At 44.7% G+C, this 18,706-nt stretch carries 19 protein-coding genes and 1 other RNA gene; all 20 read left to right on the top strand.

Annotation, left to right across the window (positions count from 1 at the left end; genetic code table 11):
* The first annotated feature begins 62 nt into the window (after positions 1 to 62).
* Positions 63 to 222, top strand: a non-coding RNA gene (ssrS, locus tag PHG87_03540) — 6S RNA.
* 5 nt (positions 223 to 227) lie between these two features.
* On the top strand, positions 228 to 1,535 hold the full coding sequence (locus PHG87_03535) for a replication-associated recombination protein A (GenBank protein MDD5477266.1): 1,308 nt from the start codon (positions 228 to 230) through the stop codon (positions 1,533 to 1,535).
* A gap of 3 nt (positions 1,536 to 1,538) precedes the next feature.
* On the top strand, positions 1,539 to 2,420 hold the full coding sequence (locus tag PHG87_03530) for a hypothetical protein (GenBank protein ID MDD5477265.1): 882 nt from the start codon (positions 1,539 to 1,541) through the stop codon (positions 2,418 to 2,420).
* A 59-nt stretch (positions 2,421 to 2,479) separates the two neighbouring features.
* Positions 2,480 to 2,962 carry a peptidylprolyl isomerase gene (locus PHG87_03525; protein MDD5477264.1) on the top strand — a complete coding sequence of 161 codons (483 nt, stop codon included), beginning with the start codon at positions 2,480 to 2,482 and terminating at the stop codon, positions 2,960 to 2,962.
* Positions 2,963 to 3,144: 182 nt separating this feature from the next.
* Complete coding sequence (locus PHG87_03520; GenBank protein MDD5477263.1) at positions 3,145 to 5,172, top strand: ATP-dependent helicase; 2,028 nt, start codon at positions 3,145 to 3,147, stop codon at positions 5,170 to 5,172.
* 74 nt (positions 5,173 to 5,246) lie between these two features.
* Entirely contained in the window at positions 5,247 to 5,897 is a 651-nt protein-coding gene (locus PHG87_03515; protein MDD5477262.1) for a methylenetetrahydrofolate reductase C-terminal domain-containing protein, read from the top strand.
* A gap of 1 nt (position 5,898) precedes the next feature.
* On the top strand, positions 5,899 to 6,336 hold the full coding sequence (gene nifU, locus PHG87_03510; protein MDD5477261.1) for a Fe-S cluster assembly scaffold protein NifU: 438 nt from the start codon (positions 5,899 to 5,901) through the stop codon (positions 6,334 to 6,336).
* Between the two features lie 9 nt (positions 6,337 to 6,345).
* Entirely contained in the window at positions 6,346 to 6,891 is a 546-nt protein-coding gene (locus tag PHG87_03505) for a 5-formyltetrahydrofolate cyclo-ligase (GenBank protein MDD5477260.1), read from the top strand.
* Positions 6,892 to 6,938: 47 nt separating this feature from the next.
* Positions 6,939 to 8,495: a ribonuclease Y gene (rny, locus tag PHG87_03500; protein ID MDD5477259.1), complete on the top strand. Its 1,557-nt coding sequence runs from the start codon at positions 6,939 to 6,941 to the stop codon at positions 8,493 to 8,495.
* Positions 8,496 to 8,498: 3 nt separating this feature from the next.
* The gene (locus PHG87_03495) at positions 8,499 to 9,278 is read left to right on the top strand and encodes a TIGR00282 family metallophosphoesterase (GenBank protein MDD5477258.1); all 780 of its coding nucleotides are present in this window, start codon (positions 8,499 to 8,501) and stop codon (positions 9,276 to 9,278) included.
* A gap of 22 nt (positions 9,279 to 9,300) precedes the next feature.
* Entirely contained in the window at positions 9,301 to 11,130 is a 1,830-nt protein-coding gene (locus tag PHG87_03490; protein ID MDD5477257.1) for a hypothetical protein, read from the top strand.
* Positions 11,114 to 12,325, top strand: coding sequence for an exodeoxyribonuclease VII large subunit (xseA, locus tag PHG87_03485; GenBank protein ID MDD5477256.1), 1,212 nt, complete (start codon positions 11,114 to 11,116; stop codon positions 12,323 to 12,325). Before PHG87_03490 ends, xseA begins: the two co-directional genes overlap by 17 nt.
* The gene (locus PHG87_03480; GenBank protein ID MDD5477255.1) at positions 12,315 to 12,554 is read left to right on the top strand and encodes an exodeoxyribonuclease VII small subunit; all 240 of its coding nucleotides are present in this window, start codon (positions 12,315 to 12,317) and stop codon (positions 12,552 to 12,554) included. Before xseA ends, PHG87_03480 begins: the two co-directional genes overlap by 11 nt.
* A 2-nt stretch (positions 12,555 to 12,556) precedes the next feature.
* The gene (gene dxs, locus PHG87_03475) at positions 12,557 to 14,422 is read left to right on the top strand and encodes a 1-deoxy-D-xylulose-5-phosphate synthase (protein ID MDD5477254.1); all 1,866 of its coding nucleotides are present in this window, start codon (positions 12,557 to 12,559) and stop codon (positions 14,420 to 14,422) included.
* Positions 14,415 to 14,618, top strand: coding sequence for a 4Fe-4S dicluster domain-containing protein (locus PHG87_03470; protein ID MDD5477253.1), 204 nt, complete (start codon positions 14,415 to 14,417; stop codon positions 14,616 to 14,618). The genes dxs and PHG87_03470 overlap by 8 nt, the downstream gene beginning before the upstream one ends.
* A gap of 2 nt (positions 14,619 to 14,620) precedes the next feature.
* Positions 14,621 to 15,667 (top strand): 3-methyl-2-oxobutanoate dehydrogenase subunit VorB, encoded by a 1,047-nt coding sequence (locus PHG87_03465; GenBank protein ID MDD5477252.1) that lies wholly within the window; start codon positions 14,621 to 14,623, stop codon positions 15,665 to 15,667.
* Positions 15,667 to 16,395 (top strand): thiamine pyrophosphate-dependent enzyme, encoded by a 729-nt coding sequence (locus PHG87_03460; GenBank protein ID MDD5477251.1) that lies wholly within the window; start codon positions 15,667 to 15,669, stop codon positions 16,393 to 16,395. Before PHG87_03465 ends, PHG87_03460 begins: the two co-directional genes overlap by 1 nt.
* Positions 16,392 to 16,928, top strand: a complete 537-nt coding sequence (locus PHG87_03455) for a 2-oxoacid:acceptor oxidoreductase family protein (GenBank protein ID MDD5477250.1) — start codon at positions 16,392 to 16,394, stop codon at positions 16,926 to 16,928. Before PHG87_03460 ends, PHG87_03455 begins: the two co-directional genes overlap by 4 nt.
* Entirely contained in the window at positions 16,921 to 18,228 is a 1,308-nt protein-coding gene (gltX, locus tag PHG87_03450) for a glutamate--tRNA ligase (GenBank protein ID MDD5477249.1), read from the top strand. Before PHG87_03455 ends, gltX begins: the two co-directional genes overlap by 8 nt.
* A 277-nt stretch (positions 18,229 to 18,505) precedes the next feature.
* Positions 18,506 to 18,706 (top strand): hypothetical protein (locus tag PHG87_03445; protein ID MDD5477248.1); only part of this gene is annotated, 201 nt, incomplete at its 3' end.

Raw genomic sequence — 18,706 nt, 5'->3', positions numbered from 1 at the left:
GCTGGGTTGATTCTGTTATAAATATGTGCTATACTTCATCTAGAAATAAAGAGTTCTTTTAGATATCCCTGCGGTGCGCGTTGGAAAACTGATAATTGTTGAACCAACAATATCTTCAAGGGAACCCGCAATTCTTCAGGCATACGTGCCTGAAGAGAGGGTACCCACCTGAAACCAAATCGGTTCAGAATATCTTTCCAACGGCACATTTGCGGGGATTCTTTTTTATGGACCTATTTTCCCCCAAAACCGATACCCAGAATAAAAATCTGCCGCTGGCCGTGCGCATGCGGCCGGCAAACCTGGATGAGCTGTTGGGCCAGGAGCATATACTGGGTAAAAATAAATTGCTGCGCCGGGCTATTGAAGCAGACCGCCTAAGCTCGCTTATTCTTTTTGGGCCGCCGGGGTCGGGAAAGACCTCTTTGGCCTGGTGTATCGCTAATATCAGCCGGGCAAATTATGCGGCCATCAACGCCACGACTTCTAATGTCGAAGAGCTAAGAAAAGTTATCGCCGCATCTAAATTAGCGGCCAGGGAAGATAAAAAGAAGACCATCCTTTTTATCGACGAGATCCACCGTTTTAATAAAGCGCAGCAGGATGTTTTGCTGCCTGATGTCGAAGACGGGACGCTGATATTGATCGGGGCCACCGTGCACAATCCGTATTTTTCCCTCACCAGCGCCCTGCTTTCCCGTTCGATCGTCTGCGAATTAAAAGCGCTCCAGGAGGCGGACTTATTAAACATAATTAATAATGCCTTAAAAGACAAGGAAAGGGGCCTGGGTAAATTTAAGGTCAAGGCCGATAAAAAAGCGCTTGATTTTTTAGCCAAAAGCTGCGAAGGCGATGGCCGGCGCTGCCTGGCCGCCCTGGAATTGGGAGTTTTAACTACCCCGGCAGGCAAAGACGGATATATTAATTTTAGTTTAGAGATTGCCCAGGAATCCATACAGAAAAAAGCGGTAGTTTATGACCATGACGAAGACGGTCATTATGATACCGCTTCGGCATTTATTAAATCCATGCGCGGCTGCGATCCCGACGCGGCAATCTATTGGATGGCCAAAATGCTTTATGCCGGAGAGGACCCCAGGTTTATTGCCCGCAGAGTTTGTATTTTAGCCGCAGAAGATGTGGGCAATGCCGACCCGCTGGCTTTAGTGTTGGCTAACGCGGCTTTACAAATCTCCGAGTTTGTGGGCATGCCTGAAGCCAGGATCCCTTTGGCCCAGGCGGTAATTTATGTTGCTTCTGCCGTCAAATCAAACGCCAGTTATCTGGCGATTGAAAAAGCCACTGCGGATATCAAAGAAAATAAAGTGCAGGAGGTCCCGGATTATCTCAAGGATGCTTCTTACCGTGGCGCCCAGGAGCTGGGGCATGGTCTAGGGTATAAATACAGCCACGATTACCCCGGGCACTTTGTAAAACAGAAATATACGCGTAAAAAAGTGCGCTACTATGAACCGACGGATATCGGCCATGAAGCCAAAATCAAAGAGCGGTTAGAAAAATTACGCAAAGGATAAATTATGGCGATGTTAGTAATGCAGGTATCGGTTGTTTTAGGGGTAGTGATAGTTATTTACGCGATCTTTGAAATATTTAGGCCTCAAGAAGATCAGCTGCCCAAGAAGAAAAAAAGCCAAGACCGGCTAGTCCCCGCCGAAGATTCCAATAAAGAACAAAGGATCCAACGCTTGCAGCGTAAGGTCGTTGAGTTGGAAAATGAACTGGTGAAAAATAAAGACCAATGCGCGCAGGAAAAGGCCCAAATTTCGACGGCAAAAGAAAATGAAGGCAAGTTTTCCGATGAATTAAAACGCAGGGAGGATTGGGTAGCCAAGGCAGAAGCAGAAGTAGTTAAGATTAAGGCGGAGAACGCGGATTTAAGCAATAAGTTCATGGCCAAAGAAAAAGAATTGGAGGGGGAATTCGCCAAAAACGTAAATTTTTCCCGGGAGATCCAGCAGTTAAAAACATCCCTTGAGACAAAAGAAATGGCCTGCCGGCTTAAAGAAGACCAGATCCAGGCGCAGAAACATCAAATTGAAAGCCAGCTCAAGAATATTGATGAACACTTGGCTAAGATTACCGAATTTAACCGTAAAGAAAAAATCAGCGAGTGGGTGCCTAAAGCGGAGTTTAATAAATTAAATGAGGAGTATTCCGCATTAGAAAAGGAACTGGAAGAGGTTCAAAGCCGGTTAAAAAGTTTTGCCGAAGAAATCGCGCGCCTGCGTAAAGAAGCTAAGCCTGCGGAAGAGATTAAGCAAATAGAGGAATCTAAGCCAGCGCAAGAGGCCAAGCCTTTAGAAGAAGTTAAACCGGAAGAGGTTGTGCCCACGGAAGAAAAAATAGAGAAGCCAGCTGAAGGAAATAAACAAAAAGAAGAGGAGGGTAATTTGCCATGAGAATATCGGTGTTCATGTTAACTATCTGTTTAACATTTTGCTGCGGAGGGATTTTTGCTATGGCTGAAACGACTGTAGTTTTAGAAACCAACCAGGGAAACATCGAGTTTAAGCTTATGCCTGATATCGCGCCTAAAACCTGTGAAAATTTTACTAAATTAGTGGAAAAGGGTTATTACAACGGCTTGATTTTTCATCGGGTGATTAAAGGTTTTATGATTCAGGGAGGGGACCCTACCGGGACCGGAATGGGGGGAGAATCAATCTGGGGTAAACCATTTGCCGACGAAGTAACTCCGGTAGCAAAATTTGACGGCCCGGGAATTTTGGCCATGGCCAATGCCGGCCCGAATACCAACGGAAGCCAGTTTTTTATTACTTGCGCTAAAACCCCCTGGTTAAATCTGCGCCACACCATATTCGGAGAAGTGGTTTCGGGTTTGGATGTAGTGCAGAAAATTGAAAATACCCCGGTTGGCGCGGAGGACCGGCCGATCGCCGAACAAAAGATTATCCGGGCATACCTAAAAAACCAGCCTTAAAGTATTACCGTAAACAAAAAGGGCCCTAATTTTTAGGGCTCTTTTTGGAGGGGATAATCCTCGATGGCTTGCGCTATCTTTATCCTCCGTTTCAGTTAACAAAAAAAGGTAACCCAAGCATGCCATATACCAGACAAAAATCAAGGGTGTTTTGAGGGTTTTACGAAAACGCTTTCTTAAAAATGAAAAAAATAGATTATCACCAAGAATTAAACCCCGCGCAGCTTAAAGCAGTGGAATCAATCAACGGCCCGCATTTAGTTATTGCCGGAGCAGGCAGCGGCAAAACCCGGGTTTTAGTGCACCGGGTTGCTTATCTGGTTGAGCAGGGAATAAGGCCGGAACATATTTTATTGCTTACCTTTACGCGCCGGGCAGCCGAAGAGATGCTGCGCCGGGCAAGCATACTTTTGGATGAACGCTGTAAAAATGTTTCTGGAGGCACATTTCATTCCTTTGCCAATATGATTTTAAGAAAATACGCCAAGCTTTTGGATTTAAACAATAATTTTACAATACTTGACCAGGCGGATGCCGAGGACGCGGTGAATTTGGTGCGCACACAGCTGGGTTTTCATAAATCCGAGAAACGTTTTCCGCGCAAACACGCTATTTTAGAGGCTATTTCTAAAAGTGTAAATAAGTCCGAGGATATCGGCGAGGTCCTCTATGATGAATACCCGCAGTTTATGGAATTTACCGAAGAGATTAAAAAAATCCGCAATGAATATAATAAATACAAACACCAAAAAGCGCTTTTGGATTACGATGACCTGCTGGTCTACTTAAAAAACCTGTTAACCAAACACGAAGACGTGCGCTCAAGCCTTGCTTCCAAGTACAAATATATTATGGTTGATGAGTACCAGGACACCAATAAGCTCCAGGCGCATATTGCCTGCCTCTTGGCAGCAGACCATGCCAATATTATGGTAGTCGGGGATGATGCCCAGAGTATTTATTCTTTCCGCGGGGCGAATTTTAAAAACATTATCGATTTTCCCGGGATATTCAAAGGCACCAAAATTATTACCCTTGAGGAAAATTACCGTTCCACCCAGCCGATTTTAAATTTAACTAACGCGGTTATCGCCCAGGCTAAAGAAAAATTTGAAAAGAACCTTTATACCCGGAAAAAGGATGGAAATATCCCGGTTTTTGTTGATTGCCCCGACGAGAACGCGCAATCTGTTTTTGTGGCGGATAAAATCCTGGAATTAAGGGAGGAAGGGGTGGCCTTAAAAGATATTGCCGTTCTTTTTCGTTCAGGCTGGCACTCTAATGATTTAGAGGTCGAACTTGCCGCTCGAAACATCCCTTTTGCAAAATACGGCGGCCAGAAATTTGTGGAGGCCTCCCACATAAAAGATTTGATGAGCTATTTGCGCGTTGCCTACAATCCGGCCGATCAGGTCAGCTGGTTACGCGCCTTGTTATTAATCCCTAAAATCGGCCCGAAAACCGCGGCAAAAATTATTCAGGCGATTGTGGATAAAGACAAGCCGGAAGAGGTGTTGCCAAAAAACGAAGAACTTAAGAAATTATTTGAGTTATTAAAAAACATGGATTGTCAAGTTGAGGGGCCGGCTAAGATTATTGAGAAATTTCTCGGTTATTATCAGCCGCTATTAAAAATTAAATACGATGATTTTAATAAGCGCTTAAATGACCTGGATTCATTATTGAGAATTTCCGACCGCTATAAGACAGTCGAACAGTTTCTGGTGGATATGGCCTTAGAGCCTCCGGAGAGGGCTTTGGTGGAAGCGGCAAAAAAGGATAAATCCGATTATCCGCTTAGCTTATCGACAATACATTCGGCCAAAGGCCTGGAATGGCATACGGTGTTTCTAATTTATGTTGCCGAAGGGCATCTGCCCTCCTATCGGTCATTAGAAACCGAGGATGAAATTGAGGAAGAACGCCGGCTGTTTTATGTTGCCTCTACCCGGGCTAAAGTAAATTTATTTTTGTTAAAACCCCACATCGACCGCTCACCCAGAAGTTTTATGGATGGAGGCGGCTCAGTGTTTACTCAGGTTTCCCGGTTTTTAGAGCAGGGGAACCTGCTGGATAAGTTTGTCGATGTGCAAAGCGCGGGCAACTCAGATGAACTGGATGATCTGGAGTTAGAGGATATTATCGGCGAAAAAAGAAATAGGAATAAAGTTTTTTTTGAAAGTATAGAAGAATACTTTCGTGATGAGTAATGGCGGGTGGCTGCCAAGACTTAAGCCTTTTATTTTGTCTTGAGATAGGTGTAAAATTATGTTAAAATTTTAATATGATTATTAGCCGGCAGAAGCCGCTGGATAAGCTGTTATCCAGCCTGAAAGGATATAACAAAATATTTTTAATCGGCTGCGGAGAGTGCGCAACCACTTGTAAGAGCGGCGGGGAAGAAGAAGTTCTCAAAATGAAGAAGGATTTGGAGGGGGCCGGTAAAATTATCACCGGCTCCTGCATTCCTTCGGCCCCCTGCGTAGCGGCCAAGCTTAAAACCGAATTGGCCAAGAATTTAAAAACCTTGCGCCAGTCCGAGGCGGTTCTGGTTTTAGCCTGCGGTTTAGGCGTCCAGTCATTTAAGGACAATGACCGGATGGGCCTGGCGGTTTTTCCTGGCTGCGACACTATTTTTGGCGCGGTGATGGACGCACAGGGAAACTTCTTTGAGAAATGTTCAATGTGCGCCGATTGCATTTTGGATGAAACCGCCGGGATTTGCCCGATTACACTCTGCCCCAAAGGCCTGCTTAACGGCCCCTGCGGCGGGATGAATAAAGGTAAATGTGAAGTAGATAACGAAAGAGACTGCGCCTGGGTATTGATATATAAAGAGCTGGAGAAAAACAAAAAATTAGAATCATTAAAAGAAATACGCGGCCCCAAAGACTTTGAGAAATCGATGAAGCCGCATAAACTGATCATGAAATAATATGGCCGAACAGCTTCCTTACAGCGAAAAAGTCATGGATCATTTTATGAATCCCCGCAATGTCGGCGAGATTGCCGATGCCAGCGGTATCGGCACCGTCGGGAACCCGGTTTGCGGCGACATTATGAAGATGTATTTAAAAATAGAAGGCCAAATAATCACGGATGTAAAGTTCAAGACTTTTGGATGCGGGGCAGCTGTAGCCACAAGTTCCATGGTTACCGAGATGGTCAAAGGCAAAAGTATCGATGAGGCATTGAAGATTACCAATAAGGCGGTGGCCGAAGCCTTGGGGGGACTGCCCGCGATTAAAATGCATTGTTCGGTTTTAGCGGAGGAGGCCCTGCGTTCGGCTTTAAAAGATTATTATGTAAAACAAGGCAAAGAGGTCCCGTTTGAGGACAAGGGCCATGCCGATGAAGGGGAACACCCTTTATAATCTAGAGCTATGTTGACAAAAGCCCAAATACGTAGTAAAATTCTTTTGAGATTAAAAATACAGAAGGAGGAAGACCGAAACCGAAAAAGTAAATTCATTAAAGATAAACTTTTAAGGAATAAGGTTTTTAAAAAGGCGAAGATAATTATGTTTTACATCGCTTTCGGTGGAGAGGTAAATACTGAAGAGATGATTAGGGAAGCTAAAAAAATAGGCAAGCTTATCTGCGTGCCAATTTGCAGAAAAGATAAAGAAACTATGCAGCCAGCCATGTTCGTTGATCACGCTAAATTAAAAAAAGGCCCTTATGGTGTTTTAGAACCTGTAGCAGAGGCCCTGGTTAAACCAGAAGACCTGGATCTGGTTATCGTGCCCGGAGTAGCCTTTGATAAAAAGGGAAATCGGCTGGGCCGCGGCAAAGGTTGCTATGACCGTTTCTTAAGCATACTTTCTGATGATCTGCCTTCCATAGGTTTAGCTTTTGATTTCCAAATCTTACCCCTAATCCCCACCACCAAGCACGATGTAAGCGTTAAAAAAATCATCTTTTCCTAAAAACTCCTAAAAAACTCTGATCAGCAAGGTTAACAGGGAGGATCGAAATGATTTTTAACATAGTAGCGCTCATATTTATTTCTCTAGTTGCCGCGTATTCCGGTTATTTCCTAAGAAAACATATCGCCGAAAAAAAACTAAAAAGCGCAGAACTGGAAGCCGAACATATCCTGGAGGCAGCCAAGAAAGAGGTGCTGGATAAGCGCCGGGAAGCGGAACTGGAAGCCAAAGATCTTTTATACCTCATGCGCCAGGATTTTGAACGGGAGATTAAAGACCGCAAGCTTGAGATCGTAAATCTTGAAAAGAGGTTAACGCAGAAAGAAGAGAATATTGACCGCCGGCTGGACCTTTTAGAGAAAAAAGAAAAAGAGATCGATGGGCGCAATGATAATCTTAAGAAGCAGGAGGAATCTTTAAAATTAAAAGATGGCCAATTGCACGCTTTAGTTGCCGAAGAAAAGGAAAGGCTGCAGAAGATTTCTTCTTTATCCGCCGAGGAAGCAAAACAAATCCTGCTTAACCGCCTTAACGAAGAATTAAATAATGAAAAGGCGATATTCATCAAACGCCAGGAAGAAGAAGTGCGCAGTATCGCCGATAAAAAGGCCCGCGAGATTTTAAGCCTGGCGATCCAGCGTTGCGCGGCAGAACATACCGTGGAATCAACCGTCAGCGTGGTAAATTTACCTAATGATGAAATGAAGGGCCGGATCATCGGCCGTGAAGGAAGGAATATCCGCGCCTTAGAAATGGCTACCGGGGTGGATGTAATTATCGACGATACGCCCGGAGCGGTGACCTTGTCCGGTTTTGACGCGGTGCGCCGCGAGATCGCCCGTTTAAGTTTAGAAAAGCTTATTTCCGACGGCAGAATCCATCCCGGCCGCATTGAGGAACTTGTTGAAAAGACCAAGAAGGAGATGGATGAGAAAATCAAGGAGGAAGGGGAGCGGGCTGCTTTTGAGTCCGGGATCAACGGCTTGCATCCGGAAATAATCAAGCTTTTAGGCCGGCTTAAGTACCGCACCAGTTACGGCCAGAACGCTTTGCAGCATTCAAAAGAGGTTTCCTTTTTATTAGGAATAATGGCTTCAGAGCTGGGGCTTGATTTCAAACTGGGCCGCAGGATCGGGCTTTTGCATGATATCGGCAAAGCAGTAGATCACCAGGTTGAAGGTACACACGCGAAATTAGGGGCGGAGTTGGCCAAGAAATATAATGAAAGCCCGGAGGTTGTTTCAGCGATTGAGTCCCACCATGAAGAAGCGCAGCCGCAAAGTATGTATGGAGTTTTGGCCGTAGCCGCCGATGCGGTAAGTGCCGCCCGGCCCGGAGCCAGAAGGGAAACTCTGGAGATATATGTCAAGCGCCTGGATAAATTAGAATCAATTGCCAACCTGTTTAAAGGAGTAGAAAAGTCTTTTGCCATTCAGGCCGGCCGGGAAATCCGCGTAATTGTGCAGCCGGAAAAAATAAGCGACAATGAAGCAGTTACTTTATGCCGGGATATACGCAAAAAGATCGAGGAGGGTATGGAATACCCTGGTCAAATAAAAGTTACAGTAATTCGCGAGACGCGCACTATTGAATATGCCAAATAAACCATGAAAATACTTTTTATCGGAGATATCGTCGGCAGCCCGGGAAGAGAGGCAATTAAAAAATTAATTGGCCCCTTAAGGCAGGATTTAGAGATAGATTTTGTGATTGCTAACGCGGAAAATGCCTCCGGTGGTTCGGGAATTACCTCCAAGGTGGCCGATGAATTTTTTTCCTACGGGGTGGATGTGCTTACTTCCGGAGATCATATCTGGAAGAAAAGCGAGATCTTTGAGTTGATTAACCGCGAGGAAAGAATTTTGCGGCCGTTGAACTTTCCCCTTGGTGCGCCCGGACGGGGGGCAGCAGTATTTAAAGCCAAAAACGGGGTTAAGGTCGGAGTGATTAATGTAAATGGCCGGGTTTTTATGGAGGCATTGGAGTGTCCTTTTAAAACTACACTTGCTGCCAGCGAAGAACTGGCAAAAGAAACCAAAATCATTATCGTGGATATTCACGCGGAGGCAACTTCTGAGAAGGTTGCTTTGGGCTGGTATCTGGATGGCAAGGTTTCGGCGGTTTTGGGCACGCATACGCATATCCAGACCGCCGATGAAAAAATCCTGCCCAAAGGCACGGCATACCTAACTGATGCGGGCATGACCGGGCCCTATGATTCAGTGATTGGCAGAAGAGTAGAGGATGTGCTTACCCGCTTCTTAAGCTCTATCCCGGTCAGGTTTGAGGTTGCCCAGGAAAATATTCAGCTGCACGGGGCCCTGGTTCAAATAGATGAAAAGACCGGCAAGGCGATTTCGATCTTAAGAGTGCAGAAAAAACTTTAGCTGAATAAAAAGGAAGCCGATTATGCTGCGTCGGGTTTTATTATTTTTAATTTTTTTACCATTTTTTTTAAGCGGCCCTTGTTTTGCTCAAACCACTGATGAACTGGAATTCAATTTAGACTTAAACTCGCCGACGGTTATCCTTCCTAAAATATATAAATCCAACATTGATTTAAGCGGCAGAGGTATTCATCGCGATACAACCTGGCCGCAGACAGTAGCCGTTAAAGAGGCTTTAGACACTTGGCAGGCGGATTTAGGTTTTAGCAATTTTTACCGTATCCAATACAATCTTTGGGATGTTCAACAGCTGGCCAATGATAAAACCGCGCAAGAAAAACTATTAAATAACTACGAAGAAATTATTAAGAAAATCAGCGAGAGCGGCGGAACAGTAATCCTTGATTTATTCGGTACTCCGCATGGCTTAGGCAGGGTCCTGGATAAGAATAGCGCTCCGCATAATTTAAAGGAATATAAAGAATTAATCAAAAATACTGTTCGCAGGTTAAGCTGTGATAAAAAATATAATATTTGGTATGAGGTCTGGAATGCGCCGGATATAGAGGATTTCTTTTTGGGAGAAAGATCGGAGTACTTTGCTCTTTACCGTACGGTAGCGGAAGCAGTAACGGAACTGCGCCAGGAGACCAAAATACATATACCTTTGGGCGGGCCATCGGTAAGCGCCTGGTTTAGAAATCTCCAGCCCAACAACATACTTTCACCTGAAGGCAGCCTGATTTATGAGTTGATAAAATATTGTTACAGCTATCGGCTACCCCTAGATTTTATTTCTTGGCATGCGTATTCAAGCGATCCGCAGGAAGAAAAACAGGATACCATCTATAATAAACCTTTTGTTAAGCTTATCCGCGAGTGGTTAAGTTATTTCCATTTTGATAGCAACCTGCCCCTGGTTGTCGATGAATGGAATTTCGACGGTTCCGCCAATATCCTGCCGGAAAGAGGCAAAAACGCCTATATTTCTGCCAGCTACATTCCGGCGCGGCTTAAAAACATGCATGAAGCCCAGGTTGATTACCAAACCTATTTTTGCCTTGAAGATTTTGGAGGCAGTAAAGGCGGCTTAGCTAGGAATCTGGGTGTTTTTTCATTTGATTTGGCGCATTCAGAATCTAAAGGTTACGCTAAATCCAGCTACAATATTTTTCGCATGCTCAATCTTCTCGGCCAGGATTTATTTACCGCCGCAGTGATTGATGATTTTGTCGGGGTGATTCCAACCAAGTCGCAGGATTATCTGGCCGTACTTATCTATAATTATATTGACCCGCTTGCGGCAATGAATTATTTATCCCGCAATATTGTTTATTTAAACAGCAATGACCGGAAATCATTATTGAACATAGTAAAATCCGATAGAATGGAAAAAATTCTATTGGGCCAGCTGGATATTGCTACCTTGCGGCTTAGCGCTAAAGCAAAAGGAATGCTTGGCCGCTCAATAGAGTTGCAAAATTTAGTAAATAAATTTTCCGTAACTAACCGCAAATTAAAAATTTCTCTTAAAGGCTTAAAGGATACTTATGCCCTTAGTAAATATATCGTCGATAGCAAATGCAGCCGGGATTGTGAATTTGAACCCAAAGATGAAAAGGATATAGATTTTAATCAGGATTATGTTGAGACAGTAGAATTGAGCCCTTATTCAGTACAGCTTTTAGTTTTTAAGAAAAAACCTGCCTCGCCGGTAGCCTTACCGGCTGAAGTAAAGACAGAGGAAAAGCCCGCGTTGCCGGCTGAAGTAAAACCGCAGGAAAAGCCCGTTGAAATAAAACCAGTAGAGAAGGATTCTCTTAAAGAGGCAAAAGATGCAGAAAGCAAGTAAGCATATTTATACCGTTTCAGAAATCACTCAGGCAATCAAAGGTTTGCTTGAGGAAGCAATCGGGGAGATTTGGCTGGAGGGAGAGATCTCCAATTTTAAAGCCGCTTCCAGCGGCCATTTTTATTTTTCGCTCAAAGATCAAAGCTCGCTGATTATGGCTGCGATGTTTGCCAACGCCAACAAAGGATTGAAGTTTAAGTTGGAGGATGGCTTGAAAGTAATCTGTTTTGGAAAGGTTGATGTATATGGGCCGCGCGGCCAGTATCAGGTTATTGTCGAACGAATTGAACCCAAAGGAGTAGGCGCCCAGCAATTAGCTTTTGAACAACTGAAGAAGAAATTAGAGTCAGAAGGGCTCTTTGAGGCAAGTCACAAAAAAGTGCTGCCGCAAATGCCGTTTTCGGTGGGGATAGTTACCTCCAGCAAGGGCGCGGCAGTCCGGGATATTTTACAAATTCTTAAAAAAGGCGCCTCCTGCGTGGATGTGATTTTGCGCGATGTGCGCGTGCAGGGGGAGCAGGCAGCCGCGGAAATTGCCGAAGGTATCGAGGATTTGAATAATTTTGGTAAGTCAGATTTGATTATTGTCAGCCGCGGCGGAGGAAGCAGCGAGGATCTCTGGTCATTTAATGAAGAAATTGTGGTAAGGGCAATTTATAATTCCCGGCTTCCGGTAATCTCAGCGGTAGGACATCAGGTTAATACCACCTTAGCGGATCTTGTAGCGGATGTTTTTGTCGAAACTCCGTCGGCAGCCGCCAAGATCATTGTCGATAAGAAAAATGCATTGCTTGCCGGATTGGCCGATTCCAGGCGCCAACTGGATTTTTCGATCAACGATAAAATCGGGGATTTAGAGAACAGGCTTACCGGCTTTACGCATATGCTTAAAAGCCCGCGTGACCGCCTGCTGGAAAAGCAACAGCAGATGGATGAGTTGCTTGCCGGATTAAATTATAATCTGCGCCACGCTTTGGAATTATCCTCGGAACGCAGTAATTCGTTAATCCAAAGGCTGGGGACATTAAGCCCGTTGTCGATATTGTCCCGCGGCTATAGCTTAAGCATACTTATGCCCGGGGAGGCAATTGTTAAAGATGTCTCGCAAATAAAAGCGGGGGATAAATTAAAAACAGTTTTGCATAAAGGCACATTTATCAGCCAGGTTGAGGAGGTCTTTAGCGATGAAGGATAAAACGACGTTTGAGGAAGATTTAAAAAGACTGCAGAAGATTGTCGAGGAGCTCTCCAGCGGCAAAATTACTTTGGGGGAGTCGCTCAAGAAATATGAAGAGGGGGTAAAAATTGCGCAATCCTGCTCGCAGACATTAGCTGAGGCGCAGCGCAAAGTGGAATTGCTTATGAAGAAGGACGCCAAGTTTTCTTTAGAAAAATTTGATGACTCGGATATAGAAGAAAAATAAAAATGTTTTTAGAAAAAATAAATTCACCGCAGGATTTAAAAAAATTAAGCATCGAAGAGCTTGTTCCTTTGGCCGAGGAGGTGCGCCAGAGGATGATCGAGGTTGTTTCTCAAACCGGCGGCCATCTTGCTTCCAGCCTGGGTGCCGTAGAGTTGATCATTGCCTTACATTATTGCCTGAGCACTCCTAAAGATAAAATTATTTTTGATGTGGGGCATCAGGCATACGCGCATAAAATATTAACCGGACGCAACTCCGGATTTTCCACGCTTAGGCAATATCAGGGATTAAGCGGTTTTCCCTCAAAGGATGAATCGGTTTATGATCCTTTCACATCCGGCCATAGCTCAAACGCGGTTTCTTTAGGGCTGGGCCTGGTTTGCGCCAGGGACTTTTTGCCCAAAGAAGAGCAGTTTAAAGTGGTTTCGGTAATCGGCGACGGCTCTTTAAGCGGCGGGCTTTGTTTTGAAGGGCTAAACAATGCCGGCCACCTGAAAAAGGACATACTGGTAGTTTTAAATACCAATGAATTAAGCATTGCCCCAAATGTGGGGGCAATCAGCAATTATCTAAATAAAATTATTTCGCTGCCCGTTTACAACCGTTTCCATAATAACGTAGAAAATTTTCTAAAAACCCGCGTCCCGCGCGGCAGCCGCCTGTTAAAGCTTATGGCTAAGTTTGAAGAGGGCTTAAAAGGGTTATTTGTTCCGGGGATGTTATTTGAGGAGCTGGGGTTCCGCTATTTTGGGCCCATCGATGGCCATGATTTAAATAAATTGACCGCAACCTTAAAGAATATCCTGGAGTTCAAAGGCCCGCGCATTTTGCATGTGGTAACTAAAAAAGGCAAAGGTTGTTCTTTTGCCGAAAAAAACCCGGTGAAATTTCACGGGATCGGCTGTTTTGATATTCATACCGGGGAAGTTGAAATTAAGAAATCTTCTCCGGGATCCAGAAGCTACACCGAAATATTCCGCGATAAGATAACGCAGCTGGCTAAAGAGGATAAACAGATTGTGGCCATAACTGCCGCCATGCCGGAAGGAACCGGATTGGATAAATTTCGGGATAATTTTGGCGAGAGATTTTTTGATGTAGGAATTGCCGAGGGGCACGCGGTTTGTTTTGCCGCCGGGCTGGCTAAGCAGGGGTTTAAACCGGTAGTTGCGATTTATTCTACTTTTCTGCAGCGCGCCTACGACCAGATAATCCAGGAAGTTTCCTTGCAGGAGCTGCCGGTAATCTTTGCTATTGACCGGGCAGGAATTGTAGGAGAAGATGGTGTCACGCATCAGGGCATATTTGATATTGCCTATTTAAAAAGCATTCCGAATTTAGTAATCATGGCGCCCAAGAACGGAGTTGAATTAGAGCGGATGCTGGAGTTTGCCCTGCAATTAAATAAACCAACGGCAATAAGATATCCTCGCGCAAGCACCTCGATGAAAGAGGGTTTATCCGCTGCGTTGAAATTAGGGAAAGCGGAATTAATTAAAGAAGGCAGGGATTTTACAATCATTGCTTTAGGAAGCATGGTTTTAGTTGCTAAAGAAGCAATTGAGATACTGAGCAAAGAAGGATTATCCGGCAGCCTAGTTAATGCCCGGTTTGCCGCGCCTTTAGACCTGGAATTAATTCGAAATATCTGCGCAAAAACAAAATTTATTTTTACCGCGGAAGAAGGAATAAAAGATGCGGGTTTTGGCAGCGCGCTCGCCCAGGAGCTGGGCAGCCAGGTTGAGCGTATCGGCCTGCCGTCTGAATTTATTCCGCACGGAGCAAGAGAGCTGCTTTTAGAAAAATACGGATTAACTGCTTTCGGGATTGCTGAAAGTATCCGCAAAACGATAAAAAAGAATGGCTAAAATCATAATCAATCAGGAAAGGTGCAAAGGCTGTCTTTTGTGCGTGAATTTTTGCCCCAAAGGCTTGATTAAAAAAAGCAATAAACTAAGTAAGCGGGGGTTAAATTTTGTAGAGTTTGACTCAAGCGGCGAATGTATCGGTTGCGCCATGTGCGCGGTAATCTGTCCGGATTGCTGCATCGAGGTGTATAAATAGCTATGGAAAAGAAAAAAATATTGATTTCCGGTAACGAAGCAATCGCCGAAGGAGCAATCCAGGCCGGCTGCACCTTTTATGCCGGCTATCCAATTACTCCGCAAAATGAACTTATAGCTTATATGGCCAAGCATATGCCTGAAAAAGGTGTCTTTATTCAGGCGGAGTCAGAACCGGCGGCGATTAATATGGTTTACGGGGCTGCTGCTGCCGGAGCAAGGTCGATGACTTCATCCTCCAGCCCCGGGATCAGTTTAATGCAGGAAGGGATATCTTACATTGCCGGCTCCCAGCTTCCGGCGGTAATTGTCAATATCATGCGCGGCGGCCCGGGTTTAGGCAATATCGCTCCGGCGCAATCGGATTATTTCCAAGCCACCCGCGGCGGAGGACACGGAGATTACCATTTAATCATCTTGGCCCCGGGATCCGTGCAGGAAGCATATGATCTTACCCAAACCAGCTTTGATTTGGCGGATAAATATCGTGTCCCGGTGATGATCTTGGGTGATGGAATTTTGGGCCAGATGATGGAACCGGTGCAGTTATCTACTAAAAAAATCAAGGCCAATACTTTTAAGGGTTGGGCGCTTACCGGCTGTAAAGGAAGAAAACCCAATATCGTTAAGTCATTCTTTCTGCGCGAAGGGGCCTTGGAGGAATTTAATCTTGGTTTGCAAAAAAATTATGAAATTATCCGGAAGAAGGAAGAGCGTTACGAAGGTTTGTTTTTGTCGGACGCAAAAGTAATCCTGGTAGCCTACGGCACAATGGCCCGGATTGCTAAAAGTGTTATTAGCCAGTTAAGGAGCATTGGTGAAAAAGTGGGGTTAATCCGGCCGATCAGCCTTTGGCCATTTCCGCAAGAACCGTTTAATCTAAAAAATAAAAAGATAAAGTATCTGGTGGTGGAGATGTCCTACGGGCAGATGCTTGAGGATGTAAAGTTGGCTGTTGGCGGCAGGCAAAGGATAGAATTTTTGGGCCGCTCAGGAGGGGGAGTACCCAGTCAGGAAGAGATAATCAACAAAATTAAGAAAATATTATAATGGAAAAAATATTTTTTCGCACTGAGTCTTTATATGATGTAGCTACGCATTATTGCCCGGGTTGCGGCCACGGTATTGCGCATCGTTTGGTTGCCGAAGTAGTTGATGAATTGGGTATAAGGGAAAAGGCCATCGGCATAGCTCCGGTAGGCTGCGCTGTAGTTGCTTATGATTACTGGAATTTTGATTGTTCGGAGGCAGCGCACGGCCGGGCACTGGCCGTGGCTACGGCGATAAAACGAATACATCCGCAGAATATTGTTTTTACCTATCAGGGCGACGGGGACTTAGCGGCGATTGGCACAAATGAAACTATCCATGCGGCAAACCGCGGAGAAAACTTGACGGTAGTTTTTATCAATAACGCGGTTTATGGTATGACCGGCGGGCAGATGGCTCCCACCACGCTTTTGGGCCAGAAGACTGCAACTTCTATCGAGGGCAGGCAGAAAGAAAAGCATGGTTATCCCATAAAAATTTCGGAGATGCTGGCTTTGCTGCCCGGGGTAATTTATGTCGAGAGAGTTTCCCTGCAATCTCCCCAGGAAGTGTTAAAGGCCAAGCGCGCGATTAAACAGGCATTTGAAAATCAGATCAACAATTTAGGATTTTCTCTGGTGGAGGTGCTTTCTCCCTGCCCGACTTATTGGGGCCAAAGCCCAAAAGAAGCGTTGGATTGGATCAGGGATGTGATGCAAAAAGAATTTCCTTTAGGAAGGATCAAATGACCGAGCGTGTAATTATCGCCGGCAGCGGCGGGCAAGGAGTAATGCTTTTGGGCAAGGTTATCGCTGAAGCAGCCATGCGCCAAAATAAGCAGGTTACTTATTTGCCGGCATATGGGCCGGAGGTGCGCGGCGGGACCAGCCACTGCATGGTCACGATTTCTGACCGGGAAATCGGCTCACCTTGTGTAACCCAGGCAGACTCGCTGATAATTTTGAACAATCCGTCTTTGGAAAGGTTTAAAAGCAAGGTTAAAGATGACGGCCTGTTAATCTTGAATTCTTCTTTAGCCAAAACTGATGCGTATCTGAAAGTGAAAATACTCCAATTTCCCTTTACGGATATTGCCGTAAAATTAGGCAATATAAAAGTGGCTAATATGGTCGCCTTAGGCTGTTACCTGGAGGCTAAAAAGATCATCAAGAGTCAAAATATTTTAGAGGTGTTTAAGTTTATGGCTCTGGCGGGTAACCCAAAGATTTTAGAGGTTAATGAAATGGCTTTAAAAGAAGGGGGAAAATTATTCCATGGTTAGAGTCAGGTTTGCGCCCAGCCCTACGGGAAATTTGCATATCGGCGGGGGGCGCACCGCGCTGTTTAACTGGCTTTTTGCCCAGTCGCAAAACGGTAAATTCATTTTAAGGATCGAAGATACGGATAAGGAGCGCTCCAAGAAGGAGTTTGTCGAGGAGATACTTTATAGCCTTAAATGGCTGGGTTTTAATTGGGATGAAATTTATTATCAGAGCCAGCGCTTTGACCAATACCGGATGTACGCAGGTAAGTTATTAAAATCCGGCTTAGCCTATATTGAAAAATCTCCCGAAGGCAAAGAAGCGATAATCTACAAAGTACCCGCGCAGAAAATCAAAGTAAGCGATCTAATCCGCGGCCAGATCGAGTTTGATTCCAGCCTGATCAAAGACCAGGTATTGATTAAATCCGATGGAACTCCTACCTATAATTTCGCCTGCGTTGTGGATGACGCGGAAATGAACATTACGCATATTATCCGCGGAGATGACCATATCTCCAATACCCCAAAACAGGTGCTTCTTTATGAGGCCTTAGGATTTAGTTTACCGCTTTTTGCGCATCTTCCTTTGATTATGGGAGTAGATGGGGGCAGGCTTTCTAAAAGAACCGGGGCAACCGCCATTAGCGATTACCGCAAGATGGGCTATTTGTCCGAGGCACTGTTAAATTATCTTCTGCTGCTTAGTTGGGCTCCGGGTGACAACCGTGAATTAATTAATATGCAGGAGGCGGTAAAATTATTCGACATAAAAAACGTAAATAAAACCGCGGCCACCTTTGATTTAAAAAAATTAGACTGGATGAATAACCAGTATCTTAAGAATGCCGATCCGGAGAAATTGGCGGATGAGCTGATACCTTTGCTTGAGGCAAAGAATTATATCCATAAAGATAATTTTGACCGCCCCTACCTTTTGACTTTAGTGAAATTATTCCAGGCTAGGCTTCCCCGGCTTAATGATTTTGTGGATTGGGCGGATTTTTTCTTTGTTGATCAGCCGGTAATGGATGCGGCGGCGGTAAAAAAATATTTGGCCTCCGACCTATCAAAAGAGTTTAAGCTTTTTGCGCAAAGACTGGGCAACCTGGCCGTCTTTGATGTGGTTAATATTGAAACCAGTTTCCGGGAATTAGTGTTAGAGTTGGGTATTGAGGCCAAGAAGCTGATTCACCCCATACGTGTTGCCTTGACCGGTAAAACTATCGGCCCGGGGTTATTTGAAGTGATTTATTATTTGGGTAAAGAAAAAAGCATAAAAAGGCTGTTAAAATGGGTAAAAGAGGCGCCAAAAAATTAATTTTTTGCCCCCTTGAAATTGGCAGTGGATTTGTGTTATAGTTAAGTAGACAGTTTAGTCAGAGGCAAGGGGTAAACTACCAGCGGGCAGGCAATGCCCAGAAATAAAAGCCAAGAAAATTTCCCCTTGCCTTTTTATTTTTCTGATATTATATTAATAGCTAAGCCGCATGTAAGACGCTCCGCGCTTAGTGAGGCAGGTGGCGCTTATTTGAATTGCGCCAGTGTTCGCCTGGTGGAAAAATTGCATGGGTGTTGTCTTCGTAGGCAAGGGGGAAATGATGGTAAATAAGTTTTTTCTGTTAGCTATTCTTTTTGTCTTTGTTTTTTTAGCCAGTGGTTGTACTGTAGCCAGAGGCACGACCGGTGCTATCGGAGGATTGACCACGGGTGCACTAGAAGGAGGCAGAGAAGGATTTAAGGAAGATGTGGAGTCGATCAACAAGGTTAACAATTGGGTAAAAGATAATCAGGGGGTA

Source organism: Candidatus Omnitrophota bacterium, from assembly GCA_028716245.1.
GTDB lineage: Bacteria > Omnitrophota > Gorgyraeia > Gygaellales > Profunditerraquicolaceae > UBA6249.
This window is presented reverse-complemented; position numbering and strand designations above follow the sequence as displayed.

Bases quoted from the DNA above. Each gene is read 5' to 3' on its own strand.
- PHG87_03535 (MDD5477266.1), top strand. From the start codon at position 228: ATGGACCTATTTTCCCCCAAAACCGATACCCAGAATAAAAATCTGCCG.
- PHG87_03530 (MDD5477265.1), top strand. From the start codon at position 1,539: ATGGCGATGTTAGTAATGCAGGTATCGGTTGTTTTAGGGGTAGTGATA.
- PHG87_03525 (MDD5477264.1), top strand. From the start codon at position 2,480: ATGGCTGAAACGACTGTAGTTTTAGAAACCAACCAGGGAAACATCGAG.
- PHG87_03520 (MDD5477263.1), top strand. From the start codon at position 3,145: ATGAAAAAAATAGATTATCACCAAGAATTAAACCCCGCGCAGCTTAAA.
- PHG87_03515 (MDD5477262.1), top strand. From the start codon at position 5,247: ATGATTATTAGCCGGCAGAAGCCGCTGGATAAGCTGTTATCCAGCCTG.
- nifU (MDD5477261.1), top strand. From the start codon at position 5,899: ATGGCCGAACAGCTTCCTTACAGCGAAAAAGTCATGGATCATTTTATG.
- PHG87_03505 (MDD5477260.1), top strand. From the start codon at position 6,346: ATGTTGACAAAAGCCCAAATACGTAGTAAAATTCTTTTGAGATTAAAA.
- rny (MDD5477259.1), top strand. From the start codon at position 6,939: ATGATTTTTAACATAGTAGCGCTCATATTTATTTCTCTAGTTGCCGCG.
- PHG87_03495 (MDD5477258.1), top strand. From the start codon at position 8,499: ATGAAAATACTTTTTATCGGAGATATCGTCGGCAGCCCGGGAAGAGAG.
- PHG87_03490 (MDD5477257.1), top strand. From the start codon at position 9,301: ATGCTGCGTCGGGTTTTATTATTTTTAATTTTTTTACCATTTTTTTTA.
- xseA (MDD5477256.1), top strand. From the start codon at position 11,114: ATGCAGAAAGCAAGTAAGCATATTTATACCGTTTCAGAAATCACTCAG.
- PHG87_03480 (MDD5477255.1), top strand. From the start codon at position 12,315: ATGAAGGATAAAACGACGTTTGAGGAAGATTTAAAAAGACTGCAGAAG.
- dxs (MDD5477254.1), top strand. From the start codon at position 12,557: ATGTTTTTAGAAAAAATAAATTCACCGCAGGATTTAAAAAAATTAAGC.
- PHG87_03470 (MDD5477253.1), top strand. From the start codon at position 14,415: ATGGCTAAAATCATAATCAATCAGGAAAGGTGCAAAGGCTGTCTTTTG.
- PHG87_03465 (MDD5477252.1), top strand. From the start codon at position 14,621: ATGGAAAAGAAAAAAATATTGATTTCCGGTAACGAAGCAATCGCCGAA.
- PHG87_03460 (MDD5477251.1), top strand. From the start codon at position 15,667: ATGGAAAAAATATTTTTTCGCACTGAGTCTTTATATGATGTAGCTACG.
- PHG87_03455 (MDD5477250.1), top strand. From the start codon at position 16,392: ATGACCGAGCGTGTAATTATCGCCGGCAGCGGCGGGCAAGGAGTAATG.
- gltX (MDD5477249.1), top strand. From the start codon at position 16,921: ATGGTTAGAGTCAGGTTTGCGCCCAGCCCTACGGGAAATTTGCATATC.